Here is a 21,560-nt window from a genome sequence, read left to right on the forward strand (position 1 = left end):
CCTAGGTGTTGCTTGCGGGGTGGGGGTCTTGGACACTCGCACGACCGGCCTCGGCGTGCGCGTCGGAGGAGTCGACCTCGGCTCGGCCGCGTGCGATGCGCAGCAGCGTCTCGGTGTTCTGCTCCTTCGCTCGCACGCGCCCCGGGCCAGCCCGGCGCTGCTCGTGCTCATCGATCGTGCTCCACTCGGCGAAGCTCACGGCGCTCTCCTCGAGCCGCTCGAGCAGTGCGGCCCGCTCATCGTGCGGCTCGTGCGCCGCGGATGCGAGCCACGAGTCGACCTCTCGCGCGACCGTCTGACCCTCGGCGCGGCTCTCGGCGATGGTGCCCTTGGGGCCCCGTCTCGCCCAGCCCGCCGCGAAGACATCATCCTCGTGACCGAGGAGCGCGTGCAGGAGGTGCGCGTCGCCGCGGTGGAAGCCGACGGCCGTGATGACGGAGTCGACGTCGATGGATGCGGGCTCGGCGCTCGTCGAGGCGGCGAGCGCCTCGGACGCGCCCGGTCCGGCGAGCGACAGGCGGAGGGTCTCGCCGTCCCGCGCGAGCGCCACCGGCGCGACGCCGAGTCGAAGGCGGACCGTGACCCGCGGATTCTCCGGCTGCGGTCGGTCCAGGAGGCCTGCCAGGGCGACGGCCTGTGCGGACCGAGTCGATGTGTCCGCCAGAGAGCTGTCGTCGACGCCGAAGGCCTCGACGCGGACATCGTCGATGCGCCCGAGTTCGGCAAGCAGCGACGGTGTGAACTTGGCGTCGTCGATGCCTGCCCGCCCGAGCACCTCGATGACCTGCAGCTCGCCTGCTGCGGCGTCGAGCAGCGGCGAGTGCACGTCAGAGCCCTCGAAGTCGGTCTCGTGCTTGGCGAGCAGGCGCACGACGTCGATCGCGACGTTGCCGTTCCCGACGACCGCGACCCGACTCCCCAGCTGCGGGAGCGAGATCTCGTCGCCGGGATGCTGGTTGAGGATGCGCATGAACCGACCAGCGCCGATGACCCGCTCGTCGTCGAAGCCGGGAAGCGGCAGCTCCGCATCGGCGTGGAGCCCCGTGGCGACGACCGTCGCGTCGAACGCGCTGCGAACGGCATCGAACTCGACATCCCGCCCCACCTCCACGTTGCCGAGGAAGCGCACACCCGAGCGGGTGAACAGGCGATCGAACTGCCGAGTCACGGCCTTCGTGCCGACGTGGTCCGGGGCGACGCCGTAGCGGATGAGCCCATACGGCACGGGCAGCCGCTCGAACATGACGATCTCGACGTCGCGGCGCAGCTTGAGCAGCGCCTGCGCCGTGTAGCAGGCCGACGGGCCGCTGCCGATGATCGCGACGGCACGTCGGGGTTCAACGGTCATGCGGTGATGCTCTCCTCGACTCACGGGGCGCGGGAAACGCTCCGCCGAGTATCGCACCTCGACCCAGGCCGCCGCTTCAGGTTGGCGGCCGGCCGCGGCTCGGCGCGCGAGCGTCAGGCGTTGGCACCCGCCTTCTGCTGCTTGAGCTTCTCCTCAGCGCGCATCGCCTTCTCTTCCACCGGGGCAGTGCCCGACTCCCGCTGCGCGCGCATGTAGGCGCGGGCTTCGTCTTGCCGCTCGCGCTCAGCGCCGGAGGCGATGGAGGCGCGGATGTGCTCCGGCCCGTAGCCGAAGGCATCGACGAGGTCAGCGGCATGCGGGCGCAGACGCGCGATGAGGCGCTCCCTGTAGGCGGAGACGGCCTGAGCGCGGGGCACGGAGAGCCGACCCGACATGAGGTACCAGGCGAGGTTCTCCTCGATGAGGCCCAGACCGAAGAGATCGCGCAGCCACGTGAGGACCTGGCGGGTCTTGCCTTCCGGCATGGTGGTGATCGCGTCGGTGAACGCCTCCCACTGCAGGAGCTGGCCGTGCGCGCGGGCCGCCTCGATGAGCGTCGGCTGGTTGCGGTTGAAGAGCGCGGCCGCCTCGGCCTTGGACAGCTTCTTGGCGTTGCGCAGCTTGGCGGCGATCTCGGAGACGAGGGTCTCGACGCGCGCCGTCAGCAGCTCGTGCTGCGTGGCAGGCTGGCGTAGCCAGCCGACGGACCGCGCGCGGCTGCCGCGGTCGAGGACGATCTGGCCGATGCCCCGGAGCCCGGAGCCCGAGTAGACGCGCTCGGCGGTCTGCTCGGCGATGATGCGCGTCACCTGCCCCCGGTCAGCACCCTTGAACTGCTCGGCGTAGTCGCTGAGCAGGCGCTTGCCGACAAGCTGCAGCAGCACGTGGTTGTCGCCCTCGAAGGTCGTGTAGATGTCGAGGTCGTGGCGCAGCTGCGCGACTCGGTTCTCGGCGAGGAAGCCGGCACCGCCGCAGGCCTCGCGGGCCTCCTGGAGGGTGTCGATGCCGTGCCAGGTCGAGAGGGGCTTGAGCGCCGCCGCGAGGGTCTCGAGGTCTTCCCGGTTCTCGGGGGTGTCGAGCTCGCCGGAGAAGACGCCGTGGAACTGCTTGAGGAGGTTCTCGTGCGCGAAGCTGAGCGCATACGTCGTCGCGAGACGCGGGATGAGCCGCTTCTGGTGCATGCCGTAGTCGAGCAGCACCGTCTCCTCGCCATCGCCGCCCGCAAACTGCCTGCGCTCGTTCGCGTAGGTGACCGCGATCTTGAGCGCGACCTTCGAGGCGGCCACCGAGGCGCCATCGAGCGAGACGCGACCCTGCACGAGCGTGCCGAGCATCGTGAAGAAGCGACGCCCAGGGCTCTCGATCGGCGAGCTGTACGTGCCGTCCTCCGCGACGTCGCCGTAGCGGTTGAGGAGATTGCGCCGAGGCACCCGCACCTCGGTGAAGTGCAGTCGGCCGTTGTCGATGCCGTTGAGGCCGCCCTTGACGCCGTCGTCCTCGCCACCGACGCCGGGCAGGAAGCCGCCGTCGTCGTCGCGGATGGGCACGTAGAAGGCGTGCACGCCGTGCTTGACGTTCTTCGTGATGAGCTGCGCGAAGACGACCGCGGCCTTGCCGTGCAGCGCCGCGTTGCCGAGGTAGTCCTTCCAGGCCCCGCGGAACGGGGTGTTGATGACCCACTCCTGCGTGCCCTCGTCGTAGCTCGCGGTCGTTCCGATCGAGGCGACATCCGAGCCGTGGCCCGTCTCGGTCATGGCGTAGACGCCCGGCACCTCGAGGCTCATGATGCCGGGAAGGAACGTGTCGTGGTGGTACTCGGTGCCCAGGTGCATGACGGCCGAGCCGAACAGGCCCCACTGGACGCCCGCCTTGATCTGCAGGCTCGGGTCTGCCACGACGAGCTCCTCGAACGCGGCGATGTTGCCGCCGTGGTTCTCGCCGCCGCCGAGCCGCTTCGGGAAGGCCAGGTTGACTGCCCCCTCCTCGACCAGGATGCGCAGCTGGCCCATGACGCGGTCACGATGCTCCGGCATAGCCAGAGCCGGATCGCGCCAGAGCTCGGGCCGGGCCGAGTTCGCTCGCGCGCGCAGCCGCTCCTCCGGCCAGGTGCCGAGCAGCTGCTGCGACAGCCAGCCGACATCGATGCGGCTCTGCTCGAGAGCGACAGGCTCGTCGAGTTCCGGATCGTTGATGCTGATGTCAGACACGGATGCTCCTTTGCAACGTTCGGGGGTGCATCCACGCTAAGACGGGCCACCGACACTCGCCATTTCCCAGTGGGAGGGCACGAGAATCACGCGCCACTCGAGCCCCCGAATTGCACACTTCATACAACTCAGCGGGCCAAGCGTTAGCTTGACCCGCCAGAGATGTCGGTGAAACCGGTGCCATTCAGACCGCGGCTACCCCTTGAGGGCGTCGCTGAGCTTCACGCGCCCACCGATGCGCAGGATCGAGTTCTCGTAGATCCGGGCCCCGATCATGATCGACACGGCGCTCGTCGCAATGAGGATCACGAGCGCCAGGATCGGCTCCCACCACTCAGCCTGGCCGAGCACCACCCGGAGCGGCATCGCGATGGTCGCCGAGAAGGGGATGTAGCTGAGGATCGTCATGAGCAGCGCGTTGCTGTTGAACAGGATCACGAGCATGTACGGGATGAGCATGAGCATCATGAGCGGTGTCGTGACGCTGCCCACCTCCTCCTGCCTCGAGACCATCGCGGAGGCGCCGGCGTAGAGGGTCGCGATGAGCACGAACCCGAACACGAACAGCACGAGGAACCAGATGAAGCCGGGCCCGATGAGCGAGAACAGCGCGCCCTGCCCCGTCGCGGCGAGCGCTATCGCCGCAGCTGCCAGGATCGCGGCGACCTGGATGAGCGCGAGCACGCTGTTGCCGATGACCTTGCCCGCCATGATGACGCGGGGCGTGACCGTCGAGAGCAGGATCTCCACGATGCGCGACTGCTTCTCCTCGACGACGCTCTGCGCGATCGTGTAGGCGTAGCCCATGGCGGCCATGAAGTAGAGCACGCCGAACGCGACGGCCATGATGTAGCCGAGCGCGGGGTTCACCTCGGGCGCCTGCAGCGAGAACGACGCCGGTACCTGGGCGAGCGCCATGGAGTCCTCGGTCGGAACGCCGTCGAGACCGACGAGCACGAAGGCCCCGTCGCCGAGGTCGCCTGCCGGCTGCCCGTCGCCCGTGAAGAGCTCGAGGCTGCGCGCATCCGTCGGCGTCAGCACCGCGTACTCCACATCGCCGTCCGTCACGAGTCGGGCCGCCTCCTCAGCGGATGCGACCTCCGTCGTCTCGAGTCCGGCCGCGGCGGCCACGGACTGCGTTCCCGAGACCGTCGCCACCTTGGTCGCACCGCCCCCGATGGCGTCACCGAAGAGCGCGACGGCGACGATGCCGCCCGCGACGAGCAGCAGCGTGACGAGGAACGAGATCTGCTGGGCGCGCGAGCGCGCCTGCACGAGAATCTCGCGCTTCGCGATGAGCTGGATGCCCTTCGCCGAGCTCAGGCCGAACTGTCGCGGCGGCGTGGAGTCGCCCCGCTGCGGTGCCTTGGTGTCCTGTGTTGTTGTCATGCGACGACCTCCCGGTAGATGTCGGAGAGCTTCACGATGTGGCGGCCGAAGCCGAAGACGGGGCCCCGGTCGAGTGCGGTGCGGAGAATGCGCTGCGCGGTCTCGCCGGAGTCGGCGACGAAGATCGCGTCCCCTCGGTCGAACTCGAGCACCGTGATGCCCGGCTCGTCGCGCAGCCAGCCGGCGTCGCCCGCGAGCGAGATGCGGTGCATGCCCTCGGAGTGCCGCTCCTGCAGCTCGTTCCGGTCGCCGCTCGCCCTGATGGCGCCACCCGAGATGATGACGAGGTTGTCGCTGAGTCGCTCCACCACGTCGAGCTGGTGGCTCGAGAAGAGCACGGGCACTCCGCGAGCCGCGAAACCCTGCAGCGTCTCGAGGACCACCTCGACGGCAAGCGGGTCGAGTCCTGAGAACGGCTCGTCGAGGATGAGGATCTCGGGCTCATGCGCGAGGGACGCCGCGATCTGCGCGCGCTGCTGGTTGCCCAGCGAGAGGTCTTCGACGTTGTCGCCCGCCCGCTCCGTGAGACCCAGATCCTCCAGGAAACGGTCCGCGTTGCTCGCCGCCTCCCTGGCGCTCAGGCCGTGCAGCTCCGCGAAGTACGTGACCTGCTCCTTGACCTTCATCTTCGGGTAGAGGCCGCGCTCCTCTGGCATGTACCCGAAGCGGGCACGGTCGGTGACGGCGACGGGCCTGCCGCTGATCGTGACGACGCCCGAGTCCGGCTTGACGACGCCGAGGATCGTGCGCATCGTCGTGGTCTTCCCCGCCCCGTTGCCGCCGACGAAGCCCGTGAGCTTGCCAGGCTCGACCGTGAAGCTCACGTCGTCGAGCACCTTGCGGTCTCCGTAGGTCTTGGAGATGTTCTGGATCTCGAGCATCACCCCTCCTGTCTCGCGCGACGTCCGCCGCACCGTCTCTGCGCCCGTCCACCTCTGGGCCTGATGGAAACGCTACGGAGATCGGTCAGAGGAGGGATCGGCCGCGCGACGGAACTGCCCTCGCTCGGCGTTCATCCGCTCGGGTGAGGAGGTGCCGACCACGACGGAACCGCCGGGCCCGGCTGCACGATGCCACGCACCCGGCCGCTACTCGACGGGGGCGACGACTCCCACGTTGTACGCGAAGATCACCGCGTGGATGCGGTCGCGCACGCCGATCTTCGCGAGCAGGTTCGAGACGTGCGTCTTCACGGTCGCCTCGGACACGAAGAGCCGCTGCGCGATGTCCGCGTTGCTGAGGCCCTCCGCGATGAGGGCGAGCACCTCCCCCTCCCGGTCGGTGAGGCTCGCGAGAGTGGGATGTTCGACAGCGGACTGCGAGACGGGCGCGGCCTGGAGCGCGTCCGCAGGCTGGGACGGCGCTCCCTCCGCGGGGTCCTGCAGCATGCCGGCGATCACGCCGCGAGTCACCTGGGGGTCGAGCAGCGCGTCACCGGAGTGCACGACCCGCACCGCCTCCACCAGGGTCTCCGGCGGGGAGTTCTTGAGCACGAAGCCGCTGGCCCCCGCGCGAAGCGAATCGCGGACGGCGGCCTCGTCGCGAAAGGTCGTCAGCATGAGCACTCGCGGCACAGCCCCTCCGAGCTGCATGATCTCGCGGGTCGCTGCGATGCCGTCGAGGACCGGCATCTGCACGTCCATGCAGACGAGGTCGGGGCGGAGCTCGGCGACGACGGAGACGGCTTCGCGGCCGTCGGTCGCCTCGCCGACGACGACGATGTCGGGTTCCGACTCGAGAATGAGCTTGAACCCCATGCGAACGAGCTGGTGATCGTCGACCAGCACGACGCGGATCTTCTCAGACACTTGGCCTCCTTTGGCACCCGCCGGAGCGGTGTCGTTCTCGTGACCGTATCGGGGCGAGGTTACCGGGAGCTTGCCGATCGGTGCTGGGACACGGGCGCATGCCGTCAGCTCTGCCGCTCGTAGGGGACGCGGAGGAGCACGCGGAAGCCGCCACCGCCCCGCTTGCTCGTCGTGAGGTCGCCGCCGGCGGCCCTGGCGCGCTCTCGCATGCCCACGAGGCCCAGGCCGCCGGAGCCGTTCGCTTGCTTCGACGCCGCGGCATGCGCGAGGGAGGCTGGCCCGTCGTCGGTCACGTCGAGCTCGACGCCGCGCTCGAGGTAGCGGAGTCGCACATCGGCGGGGGCATCGGGGCCCGCGTGCTTCCGCGTGTTCGTGAGGGATTCCTGCAGCACCCGGTAGACGGCGATGCCCGTCAGGGGCGACACCGGCCGAGGCTCGCCGAGGGTGCTGAACTCCACCCGCATGCCAGCCCCGCGCAGCTCCTCGATGAGCGCTGGCACCTGCTCGATCGTGTGCGTCGAGGGGGCGGACGCGCCGGATTGCGCTCCGGAAGAACCGTCGTTCTCGCGCTGGCCGCCGTCGGCGGACTCCGAGTCAGCATCAGCGTCTGCGCTGCGCAGCGTCGTCAGCAGCGAGTGCAGCTCGTCGATCGCGACTCGCGCGCTCTGCTCGACGCCGAGGAGCGCCTGCTGGGACTTCTCCGGCGAGGTCTCCGCCGTCCGGCGCGCGGCGGCTGCCTGCAGGCCCATGAGCGAGACGTGATGTGCGACCACGTCGTGGAGCTCCCGCGCGATGCGGACGCGGTCGAGGCGGATGGCCTGCTCCTCGACGAGGCGACGCTCGTCGGCGAGCGCCGCCGTGTACTCCTCGAGCTCGCGGGTGCGCTCCTCGAGCGCCGCCCGCTGGCCAGCCCTCCTGAAGTCGGAGTTCCCGAACCAGAACGCGCCGATGAAGTACAGCACGTTGATGAGCAGGGTGTAGGCGCCGAAGACGCTCGTGATCCAGTTCTCGCTGTCGCTGCCATCCGAGAACGTGAACACGAGCGTGGCGCGTGTGAGGGAGTCGACGAGCGCCCACACGGTCATGCCGATCGTGATCCCGATGCGGAGCAGCGTTACCAGCGCACGCTGGTTGCTCCACGCTCCCGCGGTGAAGAGCACCAGGAAGTAGCCGATCTGGGTGACGATCGTGTCGAGGTACGTGAAGGCGAATGCCGAGACGAACGCCACCGAGCAGAGCACGAGCATCCACAGCGGGAAGCGACGCCGAAGCGCGATGGCGACCCCGTACATGGCGGGGACGAGGAACATGCCGACCAGCGCCGAGGCGGGGTCGGTGTCGTGGAGGATCGCGCCGACCTCTGCCGGGTCTGCGCCCTTGCGCAGCTCGAGCACGGCCCAGTTCGAGAAGGCCATGAGCGCGACGGCGACCAGCGCCACGACGATGTCGGTGCGCAGCGCGCGAGGCGACGGCCCCGGACGCTTCCAGTCGGCGGGATGCTCGGCATCGATGCCCTGCAGCCGCTGCCACAGCTCGCTGCCACGTGCTGACGTGATCATGTGGCCAAGCGTAGGCGGGGCCTCCGACATCCGGCGCGCGAGCGCATCAGTCGAGGAGCCCCGTCGGCTCGGCGGGGAGGCGGCGCCAGGCGGCGTGCAGCCAGATTGCGCCGACGACGCCCGTGCCGAGCCCCACGATCAGCTGCACCGTGCCCGTCGGGCTCGCACCGGTGATGGCGAGCACCCCGGTGAGGAGCAGGCCCGTGACGGCAAGGACCGACAGGATGCTGCCCGCCGTGCGGGCACCCTCCGCGCGCTTCCGCTTGGGCGAGCCGAGCAGCTTCCAGATCGCACCGTAGCCGACCACGACGACGACGAGCATGACCGCGAAGCTCAGTACGCTCGCCGAGCGGAACTCGGCCTCCTGCTGCCAGTTGGCGAACGCGCCGGCTGCGATCATCACGGCGAGCAGGATCGTGAGCTTGCGCAGCCTCGAGACCCGGGACGGCGTGAGCGCGCGCTCTGGCTCAGCGTCGCGCGCGACGTCGTAACCCGGGCGTGGTTCTTCGAACGGGGTGGAATCAGGCATGACCCAAGCCTCCCACGTCGAGCCCCCGCGGCCGTCTCCGTCCCGTCACAGAACGGATTCGAACACCTGGATGCGCGTCCAGCTTCGCCAGCGGTCAACGTGAAGCGAGTGCCGCCCCCTGCCCAGATGAGCTCAGGCGTCGAGGCTCGGCGCCGCTCCGGTGGTCCGCGTGCGGAGCCTCCGCGCGCGCTGCACGAGCACGTCGTCCTCGGCGCCTGCGCCCGCGAGCGCCTGGAGCGCCCCGGCGAGAGCATCCGCCCCGGCCTCGTTCGCAGCCGCGTCGTCGGCGATCAGCTCGATGAGCAGCGACGTCGCACGCGACAGGTTCTTCGCGCCGGCGTACCGCGGCAGGCAGGCCTCGTTGACCTCCGCGAGGCGCTGCGCCAGCGCGTGGAAGCGCATCAGGTGGCAGCGCTCGTGCGCCACGACAGCCTCGAGCTGCTCCCGCGTCAGCAGCTCGACGAGTCCGCTCGACACGATGACGACCGGCGCGCGCCCCGCGGCCGCGAGGGCGTGGGGCACTGGCGAGTCGACGAAGCGCACGAGCGCTCCGCCGATTCGCTCGTCCCGGTAGGACAGCACGCGCGCGGCGTCTCGGAGCTCGTCGTTCGCGCGGCGTCCGTCGGCGAAGGCGCGGCCCGACCGGCGCGTCACGATGAAGCCCCAGCCGAACATCGCGATCAGGCCGGCGCTCGCGAAGACGGAGGCGAGCGCGATCTCGAATCCGCTCAGCCAGCTTCCCTCGTCATGCTCCCAGGTGAGCACCGCGACGACAGAGAGCGCGACGGCCGCGAGCAGGGCGAGCGACCCGCCGACGACTGCGCCATGCCAGAGGCCGAGGGCGAGCTGCGGGTGTCGCACCTGCCAGGTGCCGCGCGTCAGGAGCGAGGGCGCGGCGAGCATCGTGAACACCGCGAACGCGAGGCACACGAGGGCAGGGATGATCCACATCGGAGATCACTCGCGCTCGGGCAGCATGCCCGAACGCCCTCTCGGAGCCATGGTGAAGGCCAGTCCGGCTCCGGCTAGCTCGCCGTGGCGGCCTCGGAGGCCGCGGCGGGCGCGTGCTGGAGGGCGGCACGCAGCAGGTCGGCGTCGCGGGCGTCGAGGTTGCCGGCGAACTTCAGCAGTGCAGCCTCGCGGCCGTCGATCGTCTTGAGGGCGTTCAGCATGGCCCGGGAGGCGTGCTCTGCCTCGCTCTGCGTGGCGGCGAAGCGGATGCCCCGCTGCTCGTGGCCGACACGGGCGACATCGCCCTTGGCCCTGAGCCGGTCGAGGGCGGTGAGGATGGTCGTGGAGGCGGGAACCCGGCCCGGGAAGCGGTCCTGGATCTCGCGCGCCGTGAGGGGCTCCGCCGCCGCCCAGAGGAGTCGCAGCACGACGAGTTCGAGCTCACCCCGCGCTCGAGTGCGAGTTCCTGGCATTGTGTTGCTCCAATTCTTGTCGCGAAGGTGCCGTGGGGAACGTCACCCAGGCATCCGCGAATACCCAGGCTATCAAGCCCGGAGCCCCGTCGCGCGACTCGCTCTACATTTTGTAGACTTGAGTCAGCCCGTGACCCCAGCGGGACCGTATCCCGCTGAGGGAAGGCGTGGAGCCCAATGAGAACCGTCAGCACTCGTCTGCTCATGAGCTGTGCCGCGATCGGCGTCGCCGGCGGTGTGGTGTTCACCGTCAACGCCTACATCGGCGGCGCGGTCTCGAACCTGCTCCCGCTGGTCTACGGGCTCACGATCGGCCTCTACTTCATTCCCGGAGCCCTGGCCCAGGCGCTCTTCCGTCGGCCTTGGGTCGGCCTCATCACCTCTGCCCTCGCCGGGCTCGTCGCGAGCCCGTTCCAGCCGATCGCCTTCGGGGCGTTCCTCATCGGCGTCGGCATCGGCGTCCTGCAGGAGCTGCCGTTCCTCATCACCCGGTATCGGCGCTGGCAGGCGTGGCTGTTCCTCGCGGGCGCGGCCTTCGCCGGCCTCATCATGACCGCGGCCGCGTTCCGCATCCTCGGTGGCGGCGAGTACGACGTGCTCGGCACGGTGCTGCTCATCGGCAGCTTCTTCATCTCGCCCCCGCTCTGCACCATGCTCGCGGTGTGGCTCGCGAAGCAGCTCGAGCGAGCGGGCATCGGCCGCGACCTGCGCCTCGCCGAAGACGGCAGAGCAGCCAGGTGACGACCCCGCTGCTGCGAGTCGAGCACCTCTCCGTCACCCACTTCGACGCTTCGGCCGCGCGTCCCCACGACGTCTCGTTCTCGATCTCGCGCGGCGAGGCGGTCCTGCTGCTCGGCCCGTCCGGCTGCGGGAAGTCGACCCTCGCGAGAGCCCTCAACGGGCTCATCCCCCAGTCGCTGGGAGCCGAGGTGACCGGGCGCGTCCTGCTCGCCGACTCCGAACCTGGCGCCGGGTGGCACGATGTCGCCGAGCTCGGCGTCGCGGCCGCCAGCCAGCAGGTCGCCATGGTGTTCCAGGATGCGGACGCCCAGATCGTCACCGGGCAGGTCTTCGACGAGGTCGCCTTCGGCCCGGAGAACCTGCGACTGCCCGTTCCGGACATCGAGGAGCGCGTCGAGCGGGCGCTCCGCCAGCTCGGCCTCTGGGACCGCCGCGAGGACTCCCCCGACATCCTGTCCGGCGGAGGACGGCAACGGCTGGCCATCGCGAGCGCCCTCGCCATGGGCTCGCCCCTGCTTGTCCTCGACGAGCCGACCGCGAACCTCGACCAGACCGCGAAGCACTCCATCTACCTCGCCCTCGGCGAGCTCGTGCGCGCGGGCACGCACGGCCTGCTGCTCATCGAGCACGACCTCGACGAAGCCCTCACCATCGCGACGCGCGTCATCGTCCTCGACGCCGAGGGGCGGCTCGTCTTCGACGGCACACCACGCGAGGTCTTCGGGCAGAACGCCGCACGGCTGCGCGAGCTCGGCGTGTGGTTCCCGGTCGCGCACGAGGCCGCGGCGTGCTTCACGGCGGCGGGCTGGGATCTCGGCCCCGGCCCCCTGCCCCTGCTCGGCAGCGAGCTCGCGCGGCGTCTCGAGCGGGTGGATCGCGCATCGCTGCCCGACTCCAGAGGCAGCGGCGCGCATCGGCGCGAGCTGCCGCCTCCTGCGGAGGCTGAAGCGGGTGCCGGCGCCAGCGAGCTGCCGCAGCAGTCGGACTCCCTGCCGATGACGGGCCTGGCCGGGAAGCGGGCTCCCGGGGAGCCAGCTCCCCGGCTCGAGACCCGTGCGCTCACGGTGACGCGGGGCCGCACACGCATGCTCGGCCCCGTCTCCCTGAGCATCCAGCCGGGCTCGATCACGGCCGTCGTCGGCCACAACGGAGCAGGCAAGTCGACCCTGCTCCAGGCGCTCGCCGGAGTCCGCCGGGCACCGCGCGGCACGGTCCTCCTCGACGGACAGGACACGGCTCGCATGCGGGCGGGCGCGCTGCGCACGCGCGTCGGCTACGTCTTCCAGAACCCGGAGCACCAGTTCCTCACGCACACGGTGCGCGACGAGCTCGCCTTCGAGATCGAGCGCGGGGCGGCGGATGCCCAGACCCGCGTCGACGAAATGCTCGAGCGCTTCGGCCTCGCCGAGCACGCGGACCGGCACCCCTTCCTCCTCTCCGGGGGACAGAAGCGAAGGCTCACGGTGGCCGCCGCGCTCCTCGACGGTGCCGACGTGCTGGTGTTGGATGAGCCGACGTTCGGACAGGACCGGGCGCGCGCGGAAGAGCTCGTCGCCCTCCTGCGGGAGCTGCACCGGGACGGGGCGACGCTGGTGCTCGCGACCCACGACCTGCAGCTCGTCACGGAGCTTGCCACGCACCTGCTTGTCCTCGACGGTGGGGTGGTGACGGCGCACGGCGAGGTGAACCGGGTCGTGGCCTCCGGGGCGCTCGAGGCCGCGGGGCTCGGCCTGCCCCCTCTGCCCCGAGCGCTCGCCGGGGTGCACCGGCACTCCTACCTGCGCGAGATCACGTCGATCTCGCAGCTGGAAGCCGCGCTCGCTCGCCACCCGGACATCCACGACGGCGGCGCCTCGTGAGTGGCGCCGGGAACGCCCTCGTCTCGCGCCCGAGCGTCGATCGCTCCCGTCGTGAGCACCTGCCGTGGCTGCACCGGCGCACCCCGCTCGTAAAGATCGCGGCGACGCTGCCCGCCATCGTCGCGATGTTCGTCGTGCGGGACGCGTTCAGCCCGGCCCTCCTGATCCTGCTCTGCGCGCTGGTCATCCTCAGCGGCACTCGCCTGTCGGCACGCGGCACACTGCTGCTGATCGTGGGCGTTCCCGTCGTACTGTCCGTGCTCTCGGTGACGCTCGGGGTCTGGGTCGACCCGAGCGTTGCGGCGGAGACGTCGAGTGCCGCTCCCCTGCTCGCGGCGGTCGGGCTCGACGGGGCATCCACGATCTTCGAGATCGTGGGGCGCCCGTTCACGGTCGCCGCCTGGGCGACGGGTCTCGGCACGGCGCTGCGCCTCGTCGCGATCGTGCTGCTGTCGCTCGTGGGCGGCATCGCCACCGCCGGGGACGACTTCGTGCGCTCCCTGGTGCAGCACCTCCGTGTGCCCTACCGCTTCGGCTACGCGGCGATGGCGGCGTTCCGGTTCGTGCCGAGGTTCCAGTCGGAACTCGACGTGATCCGGGCAGCTCGCCGCGTGCGCGGCATCGACCGCGGACGTGGACCCATCGCGTGGCTGCGCTCCCAGCTGGACGTCGCCATCCCGCTGCTCGCAGGCGCACTGCGGCACGCCGACCGGGTTGCCCTGTCGATGGACGCGCGCGCCTTCGGGTTCGCAAGCACACGCACCGAGCGTCACGTGCTGCAGACGGATACGGGCGATTGGGTGCTCCTGCCCATCGCCTGGGCGGCCACGACCCTCGCGCTCATCGCGCCGAGCCTGCTGAGCTGACGCCGCGCGCCGAAGCGCAGCAGCGCCCGCGCTACTCGGCGGTGTTCTGCCCGAAGTTGCTCTCGGCCACACCCGACTCGTCCGGGCCGGTTGCGAAGCGCGTGTCGTGCGCCTCCGCCTCCTCGACCTCCGCCTCGAGCTGCTCCGGGGTGTCGGCCTGCTCCGGCTCGAAGAGCGAGCCGGCGTCGGGGAAGAGGTTGCCGTCGCCGTGTGCGCGCTCGTTCTCGAGCTGCTCTGTGCTCATGCGAGCCGAGCTCGCCTGCGCCGCACGCTCGCCGGCAGAGCCTTCGCCGTTCGCCGCGACGTCTTCGCCTGCACTCGCCTGGTCTGCCCGCGCCTGCGGGTCGTTCGCCTGCTGTTCGCTCATGCGCGCAACGCTACGCGGGCTTCATCAACGTTCCGCGTGCGCCGCGACGACGGATGCCCCTCGGGCTGGAGCAGCGTCCATCCCGAGGGGCATCTGTCATCTGCGTTCGGCAGGTCAGTCGGCGTAGGCCATGAAGGCGTCGAGCTCGGCGCCACCCGGGCGTGCCGGGATCATGGGCGCCTCGATCTCGGCGCGCTCGAGCAGCTCCGACATCCGTCGACGGCGCTGCTTCGGGATGACCGTGACGACGGTGCCGCGCTGACCCGCGCGGCCCGTGCGGCCCGAACGGTGCAGGTACGACTTGTACTCCTCGGGCATGTCCGACTGGATGACCAGGCGGATGTCGTCGACGTGGATGCCGCGCGCGGCGACGTCGGTCGCGACGAGCACGTTGACCTTGCCGCTCGTGAGGAGTCGCAGGTTGTGCGTGCGGCGACCCTGCGTGAGGTCTCCGTGGAGGGCGGCCGCGGGAACACCGGCCATCGAGAGCTCGGTCGCGAGGCCTTCTGCTGCCACGCGGGTCTTCGTGAAGATGAGGACCCGTCCGCCCGAGCCGGCGAGCTGCTCGATCACGGCACGCTTGTCGTCGCGTTCGACGACGAGCACGCTGTGGTCGATGTCGGTGTGCTGCTCTTCCTCACCGGCCACCTCGTGCACCGATGGCTTCTTGAGGAACTCCGTGACGAGCCGCTGCACGGCGGCGTCGAGCGTCGCCGAGAACAGCAGTCGCTGACCACCCGGCATCGTCATGCGGAGGATGCGCTGCACCGGCTCCAGGAACCCGAGGTCGCACATCTGGTCGGCTTCGTCCAGCACCGTGATCTCGACCTGGTCGAGGCGCAGGAAGCCCTGGCGCTCGAGATCCTCGATGCGGCCGGGCGTGCCGATGACGATGTCGACGCCGCGCCCAAGGGCCGTGACCTGCCGCTGCTGCGGCACGCCGCCGTAGACCTGGGTCGTGAAGAGGCCGACGCTGCGGGCGATGGGCTGGATCGTCCGGTCGATCTGCAGGGCGAGCTCGCGAGTGGGCGCGACGATGAGGGCGCGGGGTGCGCGCCCGATCTTGCGCTTGCTCGCGTCGGCGTCGCGTCCGCGGGCCACGCTGAGGCGCTGCACGAGTGCGGCGCCGAACGCGATCGTCTTGCCGCTGCCCGTGCGGCCACGGCCGAGGACATCTCGACCGTGGATCGCATCCGGGATCGTGGAGGCCTGGATGGGGAACGGGCTCGGCGCACCGAGTTCGGCCAGCGCGTCGACGATGTTCGCGTCGAGACCGAGGTCGCCGAAGCTCAGGCCGTCGGCGTTCTTCGCGCCGACCGCGGTCGGGGCGAGGCGCTCGAGCACGCGGTCCTCGTCGTGGGAGGGGGCACGGCCGGCAGCTGACTGGCTGTGACTGCGGTAGTCCTGGATGGCCCCGCGCTGCGGCTGGTTCGCGCCTGGCGCCGTCGGGTCGAAGTGCTTCGCGCTGCGGTCGCCGCGGGAACCCGCGGCGGGCTGGCGGCCGTGCGACTGGCGCAGCGCGTCGTGGTGGTGCCGGTCGATGCGCTCGTTGCGGTCCGAGAACTGGCCGTCGCGACCGCGAGCGCCGCCACGGGCGGAAGCTCCACCGCGGGTGGGTGCGCCTCCGCGAGCGGATGCTGCCCCCTTGCGAGTGCTGTAGCGGTCTTCGCCGCGGGGACGGCTCTGGTCGGAGCTGCGCGAGCTGTCGCGCGAGCGATCGAAGGACTCGGCCCGTCCTGCACCGTCGTAGCCGCCGCGGCGGTCGTCGCCGCCTGCACGGTAGCCACCCCGCCGCTCGTCAGCGCCCGCACCTCGGCCCGTGCCGCGACGGTCATCGCCGGCGGCCGGCCGCGAAGCGCGTCCGTAGCCACCCTGTCGGTCGTCGCTGCGTCCGCCGTAGCCGCCACGGCGGTCATCGCCGCCTGCACGCGCGCCGGGGCGCCGGTCGTCGCCACCCGACGAGCCGCCTCGGCGATCGTCACCGCGGTACGAGCCGCGCTCGCCGCCGCCCGTTGAGCCGGAGCCGCGTCGGTCGTCGCGGCCGCCTCGGCGGTCGTCTCCGCCGGTACCGTCGCGGCGGCTCTCGCTCGCCCAGCGCGGGTTTCCGTTGGCGCCAGCGCCGCCACCGGCACGCGCCGGTCGCTCGCCACGACCCGAGGAGTCCTTGGGGATGTAGTTGCTCGCGGGCTTGAACCCGCCCTTTGCTTTGCGCTTGGGCATGTGTGCCTTCTCCAGTCCGGCACGCTGCTCACACAGAATTCGGCGCATGCCCAACTTGCCAGGATACGCGACAATCGGCGGGCTGGCCAGGGTGGCACTCGCGGGCAGGTTCGGCCCGGTGGCCCGTCGCTATCGCGAGGTCGTCACGAGCAGCGACCATGGGCCGTCAGGGACGTCACCCTCGTCCACGAATCGCCAGGAGACGCCGCCCTCCACCCCGTTGGTCGCGGCAAACCCGAGGCAGGAGTTGAGGGCGGGTGAGACGTCCATGCCGGCGCCGCCGTACCGCTCGTTCGCGGGCCTCGCGTCGTGCGCCCCGAAGACGTACTCGGCGTCGTCGTACTCGCCGGGCCCCGCGTCCTGGATCTGGCCGTAGCAGGTCCGTCCGTCGTGCTCGAGCTGCACCCACCGGTTCTTCATGAGGCTGAACGACGGATCCTCGAGCCCGCGGGAGTACGCGGCGTCCCCGGCCCACGGCACGACTCGCTGCCGCATCCCGGCCGCCGACGCGTTGTTCACGTCATCGAACGGCAGGTCCAGGTAGAACGGGTTCTCCTCGGCCGTCATCCGTGTCGGGAAGTAGCCGTTCGCCGCGGAGCGAGGCTCGGTCTGGCACACGCCGCCGACCACGGCCCCGTCGCAGCCGCCGTAGCTCGCGTACCAGTCCTTATCGTAGGTCGAGTACACCTGGCTGCCGTCAGGTGCGTCGGCATCGAAGACCTCCCCGACCCAGAAGGTCGTCGCGGTGATGTCCGTGTGCAGCGGATACTCCCGACCCTGCCCCGCTCCCCACGGGGTGCCCTGGCCCCCGGCGCAAGCGGCGCTGCTGAGGAGGATCAGCAGCGCCGCCGAGATACCGGAAGCTCTCGCGATGCGCCTCCTCGTCACCACCAGCGCGGTGGCTTGCACTTGGACGGCGAGCCGTGCTTGGTGGACCCTCCGTCAGAGAAGGAGTGCTTCGGGTACGGATCGTAGGAGGACGTGCCCGCTGGGTTGAGGTAGGAGCCCCAGCTTGTGTGGTGGTGGTGGTGGCCCGCGTCGTGGACGGGCCAGGGCTTGGTGCACTTCGGGTCCACCGGCGGTTTGGGTTTCACCGGCGGCTTCGGCTTCACCGGCGGCTTCGGAGTCACGGTCGGCTTCGGAGTCACGGTCGGCGTGGATGTCGCCGATGTCGACGGAGTTGCCGTGGGCGTCGGCGTCGCGGTCGCAGCCGGCGTGGCGGTCGGCGTGGCGGTCGCGGTCGGCGTCGCAGTCGCAACCGGCGTCGCAGTCGCAACCGGCGTCGCAGTCGCAACCGGCGTCGCAGTCGCAACCGGCGTCGCCGTCGGCGTCGGCGTCGCGGCCGGGGTCGGCTCGACGGCCCCGGACCCGACCATCGATGCGGCATCGAGGGTGAGCGAGCCGTTCGAGAACACGGTGAGGCCGAACGACAGGGCCGTCGCATCTGCCGGCACGGGCGGCGTCGTCCAGGTGGCGGTGGACGCGGACGCGCTCGGATCGAACCACGGGCTGGAGTCCCAGTAGCGCCACGCGCCACGTGCGTCACGGAGATAGACCGCGAACTGCGTGGCGGTGGTCGAGGCGTACGTCGCGCTCAAGTCGTACACGGCTCCGGGTTCGGCCGCTGGCGCGCATTCGCCGAGGTCGAGGTTCGGCATGAGCGACGAAGAACCGCTCTCGTAGTCGCTGACCGCGACGGTCAGGCCGCCGCCGTCCGCGGTGCGCGTGAACTTGGCGGTGTGCGCGCCCCAGGTATTCGGCGTCCAGCAGCTCGGTGCGGATGCACCTGTCGCCCAGTCGTCGAGCTGGGCGTTCACCACCCGGTTCCCGTCCTTCGCGGTCTGGCCGACAGGCCAGTCGCCCTGCCGAACGGGCTTCGCCTCGCCTCCGATGACTTCGTCGACGGTCTTCACCGCGACTCGACCCGCGGCGGCTTCGTCCCGGAGGTAGCTCGCGAACTGCTCGAGGGTCTGGGTCGTCACCCCGATGCTGGAGCAGCCGGCTGTCTCGCACACCCGGTGGAAGGTGATCGGCATCCAGCCACCCGCGGCCTGCGCCTGGACGACCAGCGACTTCAGGTTGTCGAAAGACCACGTCTCCGTGACCTGGGCCGGCGCGAGCAGCGCGAAGGCGTCGAGAGGCGGGATGCTCTCGACCGGCGGGCAGCCGTTGCACCCTTCGTGCGACTCCACGCCGCCGAGGAGTCTCGCGCTGGAGAAGCCGCACTCCTGCACGGCGGCCTTCGCCGACTCGCTGAAGCCCGCGAACGGGTAGGCGAAGCTCGTCGTGACGAAGCCCAGGTCGGCGAGGTTCGCGCGGTCTGTGCACACCTGCCGGACGGCCTCGTCCCTGCTGATGGTCGATAGGTCCACGTGCCCCGTCGTGTGCGAGCCGATCTCGTGTCCCGCGGCGCTGAGGCGCGTGAGGTCGCCGGTGGAGAAGTAGCCATCGGTGTTGAGCGCGCCGCTCTGCACGAAGAACGTGCCGTCCAGGTCGTAGCGGTCGAGGATGTCCACGCCGAGCAGCTGGTCGATGTTGCCGTCGTCGAAGGTGAGCGAGACCACGGGAAGCGCATCCGCAGCCGGTGCTGACGGGCTGATGGGTGCCGCCCCGGCCCCCGTCGCGAGCACGAGCGAGACCACGATCGCGACGGGCACCGCGAGATGCTCCGCGAGACGGAGCGGCATCGGGCGCCGGCGGGCGACGTTCAGCGTGCGCGTCATGCGCGACTCCCCGCCCGCTCCAGGCGGCCACGCACCCCGTCGACGACCGCGTCGACGATCCGCTCCAGCGGAAGACGCGGTTCGTAGCCGATGAGCTCAGCCGCGAGCTGGTTGTTCGGGACTCGCCGCTGCATGTCCTCGTACCCTTCGCCGTACGCCTCCGAGTAGGGCACGAGCGTCACCTCGCTCTCGCTCTCCGTACGGTCGCGGATGATGCCGGCGAGCTCGAGGATGGACACCTCGCGAGCGCCGCCGAGGTTGACGGCGCACCCGTGGGCACGCGGCTCCTCGAGCAGGGCGACGAGGGCGGGGGCCACCTCACCCACGTAGCCGAAGCACCGGGTCTGCGTGCCATCACCGTGGACGGTGAGCGGGGCACCGGCGATCGCCTGCCTGACCAGGTTCGGCACGACCATGCCGTACCGGCCCGTCTGTCTGGGGCCCACCGTGTTGAACGGGCGCGCGATGGCGACCCGGAGTCCGTGCTCGCGAGCGTAGGCGTGGGCGAACGACTCGTCGAGCCCCTTCGCGGCGGCGTACGTCCACCGCGCGGTGAGCGGAGACCCGAGGATCCGGTCGGCGTCCTCGCTGAGCGCATCCGCCGTGTTCTTGCCGTAGATCTCGCTCGTCGACGCGATCAGGACCTCGGCATCGTGCGTGAGCGACGCCTCCAGCACGTTCTCCGTGCCGTGCAGGTTCGTGCGCAGGCTCCTGAGCGGTTCCCCGAGGATCGTGTGGACGCCCACCGCGGCGGCGAGATGGAACACCCGGTCTGCACGAGCGACCAGGGAGTCGACGAGGTCCGCGTCGAGCACGCTGCCCTCGACGAACTGCAGCGAGTCGATCGAGGTCGCCAGATTGTCGACGCAGCCGGTCGAGAGGTCGTCGAGGACGACGACCTCGTCGCCGCGCGCGACGAGGAGATCGGTGAGGTGGCTGCCGATGAACCCGGCCCCGCCCGTGATGAGAGTTCTCATGTTCTGGTGTGTCCTTCGTTCTGCTAGATGAGCGCTTGCCCGGTGCGGGCAGGCAGGGTGTAGGTGGCGTCGAGGACGCACTGGTGCTCGCCGAGCCAGGCGAGATCGGTGTCTTCGTGGCGCGTGTGGAGCAGCACGAGATCGGCGTCGAGGAGCTCCTCCTGGCTGCTCGCCGCGAGCAGCTGCCCGTCCGCCAGGCGGATGGACGGCACGTGCGAGTCGATGAACGAGACATGCATCCCCTGCTTGCTCAGGAGCTGGATGATCTCGGTCGCCGTCGATTCGCGGACGTCGGCGACATTCGGCTTGTAGGCGACGCCGAGGACAACCACACGGGCACGGCTCGCGACGACACCGGCGGCGGCGAGCATCGACCCGACTCGAGCCGCGACGCGCTGCGGCCGGTGCGCCAGAGCGTTCATCGCCTCCTCGAGGATCGGCGACGACACCCGATCGGCCCGCAGCTGCCACAGCAGGTAGTGCGGGTCGCACGGGATGCAGTGCCCGCCGACACCGGGCCCCGGCCGGAACGGCATGAAGCCGTACGGCTTCGTCGCGGCGGCGTCGATGACCTCGGTGACCGGGACGCCCAGCTCTCGGCAGACGCTCGCGAACTCGTTGATGAAGGCGATGTTCACGGCCCTGAAGGAGTTCTCGAGGAGCTTCGACGCCTCGGCGATCTCCAGCGTCTCGACGAGGTGCGGCGAGTCGACGTACTGGCCGAGCGTGGCGGCGGCCAGCTCCGTGCAGCTCGCGGTGAACCCGCCGACGACGCGTGGCACCTCCTCGTGGCCGAACGCCTCGTCGGCGGGGTTGATGCGCTCGGGGCTGAAGGCGACGTGCACGTCGACCCCCGGCTGGAGCCCCCTGGCGATGAGCGGATGCACGAGCAGGTCCCTGGTGCAGCCCACGTACGACGTCGAGGTCAGGATGAGGAGCTGACCTGGCACGGCGGCGTCGAGCACCGCCGAGCAGGCGGACGTCAGCGCGTGGAGGTCTGGCACCGCGTGCGCGTCGATGGGAGTCGGAACGCACACGATGACGGCGCGCGCCCGACTGATCGATGCGACGTCGGAGGTCAGCCACCAGCCCTCGGGCTCGGCGTTCGCGGTTCCGAGTCGAAGCTGGTCTCCGGGGACGAGGTCGACGCTCCCCGTTCGCACCGAGGCGAGCCTCGACTCGTCGACGTCGACGCCGAGCACCCTGGAGCCCGCTGCCCGGAAGGCGAGCGCGGTGGGCAGGCCGACGTAGCCGAGGCCCACGATGGCGATATCGAAGTCCCAGACCTGGGACACGGACGGTGGATCGGTGAGCACTGTGTTGACGCGCGACAATTGACGCCCCTTTCGCGACGATGTGAACAGAGACTGGCAGGCTACGAATCCCCCGGCCATCCACCAGCTCTGCAACCGAGGCTACCGTCGGAACGGGGCGCGCAAAGGGGCAACTTCGCCGTGAATGCCTCAAAAACGTTCGGAATGTGGGCCACCTGTCTGGGTTTCCGAACCACCGCATCGAGTGCGGGAGTATTCCGATGCGCACG

18 protein-coding genes are annotated in these 21,560 nt (G+C 70.5%); 3 read left to right on the forward strand and 15 right to left on the reverse strand.

Features of this window, described 5'->3' with window-relative positions; genetic code table 11:
• Window position 1 precedes the first annotated feature (1 nt).
• The 9 genes from C5E06_RS18060 to C5E06_RS18100 all read right to left on the reverse strand — a co-directional run bounded on the left by C5E06_RS18060 (window position 2) and on the right by C5E06_RS18100 (window position 10,264).
• Window positions 2-1,348: an FAD-dependent oxidoreductase gene (locus C5E06_RS18060; protein ID WP_104240201.1), complete on the reverse strand. Its 1,347-nt coding sequence runs from the start codon at window positions 1,346-1,348 to the stop codon at window positions 2-4.
• A gap of 113 nt (window positions 1,349-1,461) precedes the next feature.
• Window positions 1,462-3,555: an acyl-CoA dehydrogenase gene (locus C5E06_RS18065; protein ID WP_104298143.1), complete on the reverse strand. Its 2,094-nt coding sequence runs from the start codon at window positions 3,553-3,555 to the stop codon at window positions 1,462-1,464.
• Between the two features lie 195 nt (window positions 3,556-3,750).
• Window positions 3,751-4,944, reverse strand: a complete 1,194-nt coding sequence (locus C5E06_RS18070) for an ABC transporter permease (protein WP_104307778.1) — start codon at window positions 4,942-4,944, stop codon at window positions 3,751-3,753.
• On the reverse strand, window positions 4,941-5,825 hold the full coding sequence (locus C5E06_RS18075) for an ABC transporter ATP-binding protein (RefSeq protein WP_104240198.1): 885 nt from the start codon (window positions 5,823-5,825) through the stop codon (window positions 4,941-4,943). Before C5E06_RS18075 ends, C5E06_RS18070 begins: the two co-directional genes overlap by 4 nt.
• Window positions 5,826-6,032: 207 nt before the next feature.
• Window positions 6,033-6,752 (reverse strand): response regulator transcription factor, encoded by a 720-nt coding sequence (locus C5E06_RS18080; protein WP_104307779.1) that lies wholly within the window; start codon window positions 6,750-6,752, stop codon window positions 6,033-6,035.
• A 104-nt stretch (window positions 6,753-6,856) separates the two neighbouring features.
• Window positions 6,857-8,311 carry a sensor histidine kinase gene (locus C5E06_RS18085; RefSeq protein ID WP_104307780.1) on the reverse strand — a complete coding sequence of 485 codons (1,455 nt, stop codon included), beginning with the start codon at window positions 8,309-8,311 and terminating at the stop codon, window positions 6,857-6,859.
• Between the two features lie 46 nt (window positions 8,312-8,357).
• Window positions 8,358-8,840: a hypothetical protein gene (locus C5E06_RS18090; RefSeq protein WP_104298138.1), complete on the reverse strand. Its 483-nt coding sequence runs from the start codon at window positions 8,838-8,840 to the stop codon at window positions 8,358-8,360.
• Between the two features lie 132 nt (window positions 8,841-8,972).
• A complete protein-coding gene (locus tag C5E06_RS18095) occupies window positions 8,973-9,791 on the reverse strand; it encodes a M48 family metalloprotease (protein WP_104240194.1) in 819 nt (272 codons plus the stop codon).
• Between the two features lie 74 nt (window positions 9,792-9,865).
• Window positions 9,866-10,264, reverse strand: coding sequence for a BlaI/MecI/CopY family transcriptional regulator (locus C5E06_RS18100; RefSeq protein ID WP_104240193.1), 399 nt, complete (start codon window positions 10,262-10,264; stop codon window positions 9,866-9,868).
• Between the two features lie 177 nt (window positions 10,265-10,441).
• On the opposite strand from C5E06_RS18100, the gene C5E06_RS18105 reads away from it, so the two are divergent.
• From C5E06_RS18105 to C5E06_RS18115, 3 genes are read left to right on the forward strand one after another with little or no spacing between them, the layout of a single operon-like run.
• On the forward strand, window positions 10,442-11,005 hold the full coding sequence (locus tag C5E06_RS18105; protein ID WP_104307781.1) for an ECF transporter S component: 564 nt from the start codon (window positions 10,442-10,444) through the stop codon (window positions 11,003-11,005).
• Window positions 11,002-12,864, forward strand: a complete 1,863-nt coding sequence (locus C5E06_RS18110; protein ID WP_104307782.1) for an ABC transporter ATP-binding protein — start codon at window positions 11,002-11,004, stop codon at window positions 12,862-12,864. Before C5E06_RS18105 ends, C5E06_RS18110 begins: the two co-directional genes overlap by 4 nt.
• The gene (locus C5E06_RS18115) at window positions 12,861-13,730 is read left to right on the forward strand and encodes an energy-coupling factor transporter transmembrane component T (RefSeq protein ID WP_104307783.1); all 870 of its coding nucleotides are present in this window, start codon (window positions 12,861-12,863) and stop codon (window positions 13,728-13,730) included. Before C5E06_RS18110 ends, C5E06_RS18115 begins: the two co-directional genes overlap by 4 nt.
• Window positions 13,731-13,761: 31 nt before the next feature.
• Here C5E06_RS18115 and C5E06_RS18120 read toward each other — a convergent pair whose 3' ends face one another.
• The 6 genes from C5E06_RS18120 to C5E06_RS18145 form a co-directional block, all read right to left on the reverse strand.
• Window positions 13,762-14,097, reverse strand: a complete 336-nt coding sequence (locus C5E06_RS18120) for a hypothetical protein (protein ID WP_104240189.1) — start codon at window positions 14,095-14,097, stop codon at window positions 13,762-13,764.
• Between the two features lie 114 nt (window positions 14,098-14,211).
• Window positions 14,212-16,317, reverse strand: a complete 2,106-nt coding sequence (locus C5E06_RS18125) for a DEAD/DEAH box helicase (protein WP_104307784.1) — start codon at window positions 16,315-16,317, stop codon at window positions 14,212-14,214.
• A gap of 129 nt (window positions 16,318-16,446) precedes the next feature.
• Entirely contained in the window at window positions 16,447-17,226 is a 780-nt protein-coding gene (locus tag C5E06_RS18130) for a hypothetical protein (RefSeq protein WP_258063008.1), read from the reverse strand.
• Window positions 17,202-19,040, reverse strand: coding sequence for a polysaccharide deacetylase family protein (locus C5E06_RS18135; RefSeq protein ID WP_104307785.1), 1,839 nt, complete (start codon window positions 19,038-19,040; stop codon window positions 17,202-17,204). The genes C5E06_RS18130 and C5E06_RS18135 overlap by 25 nt, the downstream gene beginning before the upstream one ends.
• Complete coding sequence (locus tag C5E06_RS18140) at window positions 19,037-20,017, reverse strand: NAD-dependent epimerase/dehydratase family protein (RefSeq protein ID WP_104307786.1); 981 nt, start codon at window positions 20,015-20,017, stop codon at window positions 19,037-19,039. The genes C5E06_RS18135 and C5E06_RS18140 overlap by 4 nt, the downstream gene beginning before the upstream one ends.
• 23 nt (window positions 20,018-20,040) lie before the next feature.
• A complete protein-coding gene (locus C5E06_RS18145) occupies window positions 20,041-21,312 on the reverse strand; it encodes a nucleotide sugar dehydrogenase (protein WP_219819606.1) in 1,272 nt (423 codons plus the stop codon).
• Window positions 21,313-21,560: the final 248 nt, after the last annotated feature.

Origin of the sequence: Pseudoclavibacter sp. RFBI5 (assembly GCF_002931395.1) — a bacterium.
Classification (GTDB): Bacteria; Actinomycetota; Actinomycetes; order Actinomycetales; family Microbacteriaceae; genus Pseudoclavibacter.

What these genes read in the sequence shown, in the direction of transcription:
- C5E06_RS18060 (WP_104240201.1), bottom strand. Translation starts at nt 1,348, where the DNA reads ATGACCGTTGAACCCCGACGTGCCGTCGCGATCATCGGCAGCGGCCCG.
- C5E06_RS18070 (WP_104307778.1), bottom strand. Translation starts at nt 4,944, where the DNA reads ATGACAACAACACAGGACACCAAGGCACCGCAGCGGGGCGACTCCACG.
- C5E06_RS18075 (WP_104240198.1), bottom strand. Translation starts at nt 5,825, where the DNA reads ATGCTCGAGATCCAGAACATCTCCAAGACCTACGGAGACCGCAAGGTG.
- C5E06_RS18085 (WP_104307780.1), bottom strand. Translation starts at nt 8,311, where the DNA reads ATGATCACGTCAGCACGTGGCAGCGAGCTGTGGCAGCGGCTGCAGGGC.
- C5E06_RS18090 (WP_104298138.1), bottom strand. Translation starts at nt 8,840, where the DNA reads ATGCCTGATTCCACCCCGTTCGAAGAACCACGCCCGGGTTACGACGTC.
- C5E06_RS18095 (WP_104240194.1), bottom strand. Translation starts at nt 9,791, where the DNA reads ATGTGGATCATCCCTGCCCTCGTGTGCCTCGCGTTCGCGGTGTTCACG.
- C5E06_RS18100 (WP_104240193.1), bottom strand. Translation starts at nt 10,264, where the DNA reads ATGCCAGGAACTCGCACTCGAGCGCGGGGTGAGCTCGAACTCGTCGTG.
- C5E06_RS18105 (WP_104307781.1), top strand. Translation starts at nt 10,442, where the DNA reads ATGAGAACCGTCAGCACTCGTCTGCTCATGAGCTGTGCCGCGATCGGC.
- C5E06_RS18120 (WP_104240189.1), bottom strand. Translation starts at nt 14,097, where the DNA reads ATGAGCGAACAGCAGGCGAACGACCCGCAGGCGCGGGCAGACCAGGCG.
- C5E06_RS18125 (WP_104307784.1), bottom strand. Translation starts at nt 16,317, where the DNA reads ATGCCCAAGCGCAAAGCAAAGGGCGGGTTCAAGCCCGCGAGCAACTAC.
- C5E06_RS18135 (WP_104307785.1), bottom strand. Translation starts at nt 19,040, where the DNA reads ATGACGCGCACGCTGAACGTCGCCCGCCGGCGCCCGATGCCGCTCCGT.
- C5E06_RS18140 (WP_104307786.1), bottom strand. Translation starts at nt 20,017, where the DNA reads ATGAGAACTCTCATCACGGGCGGGGCCGGGTTCATCGGCAGCCACCTC.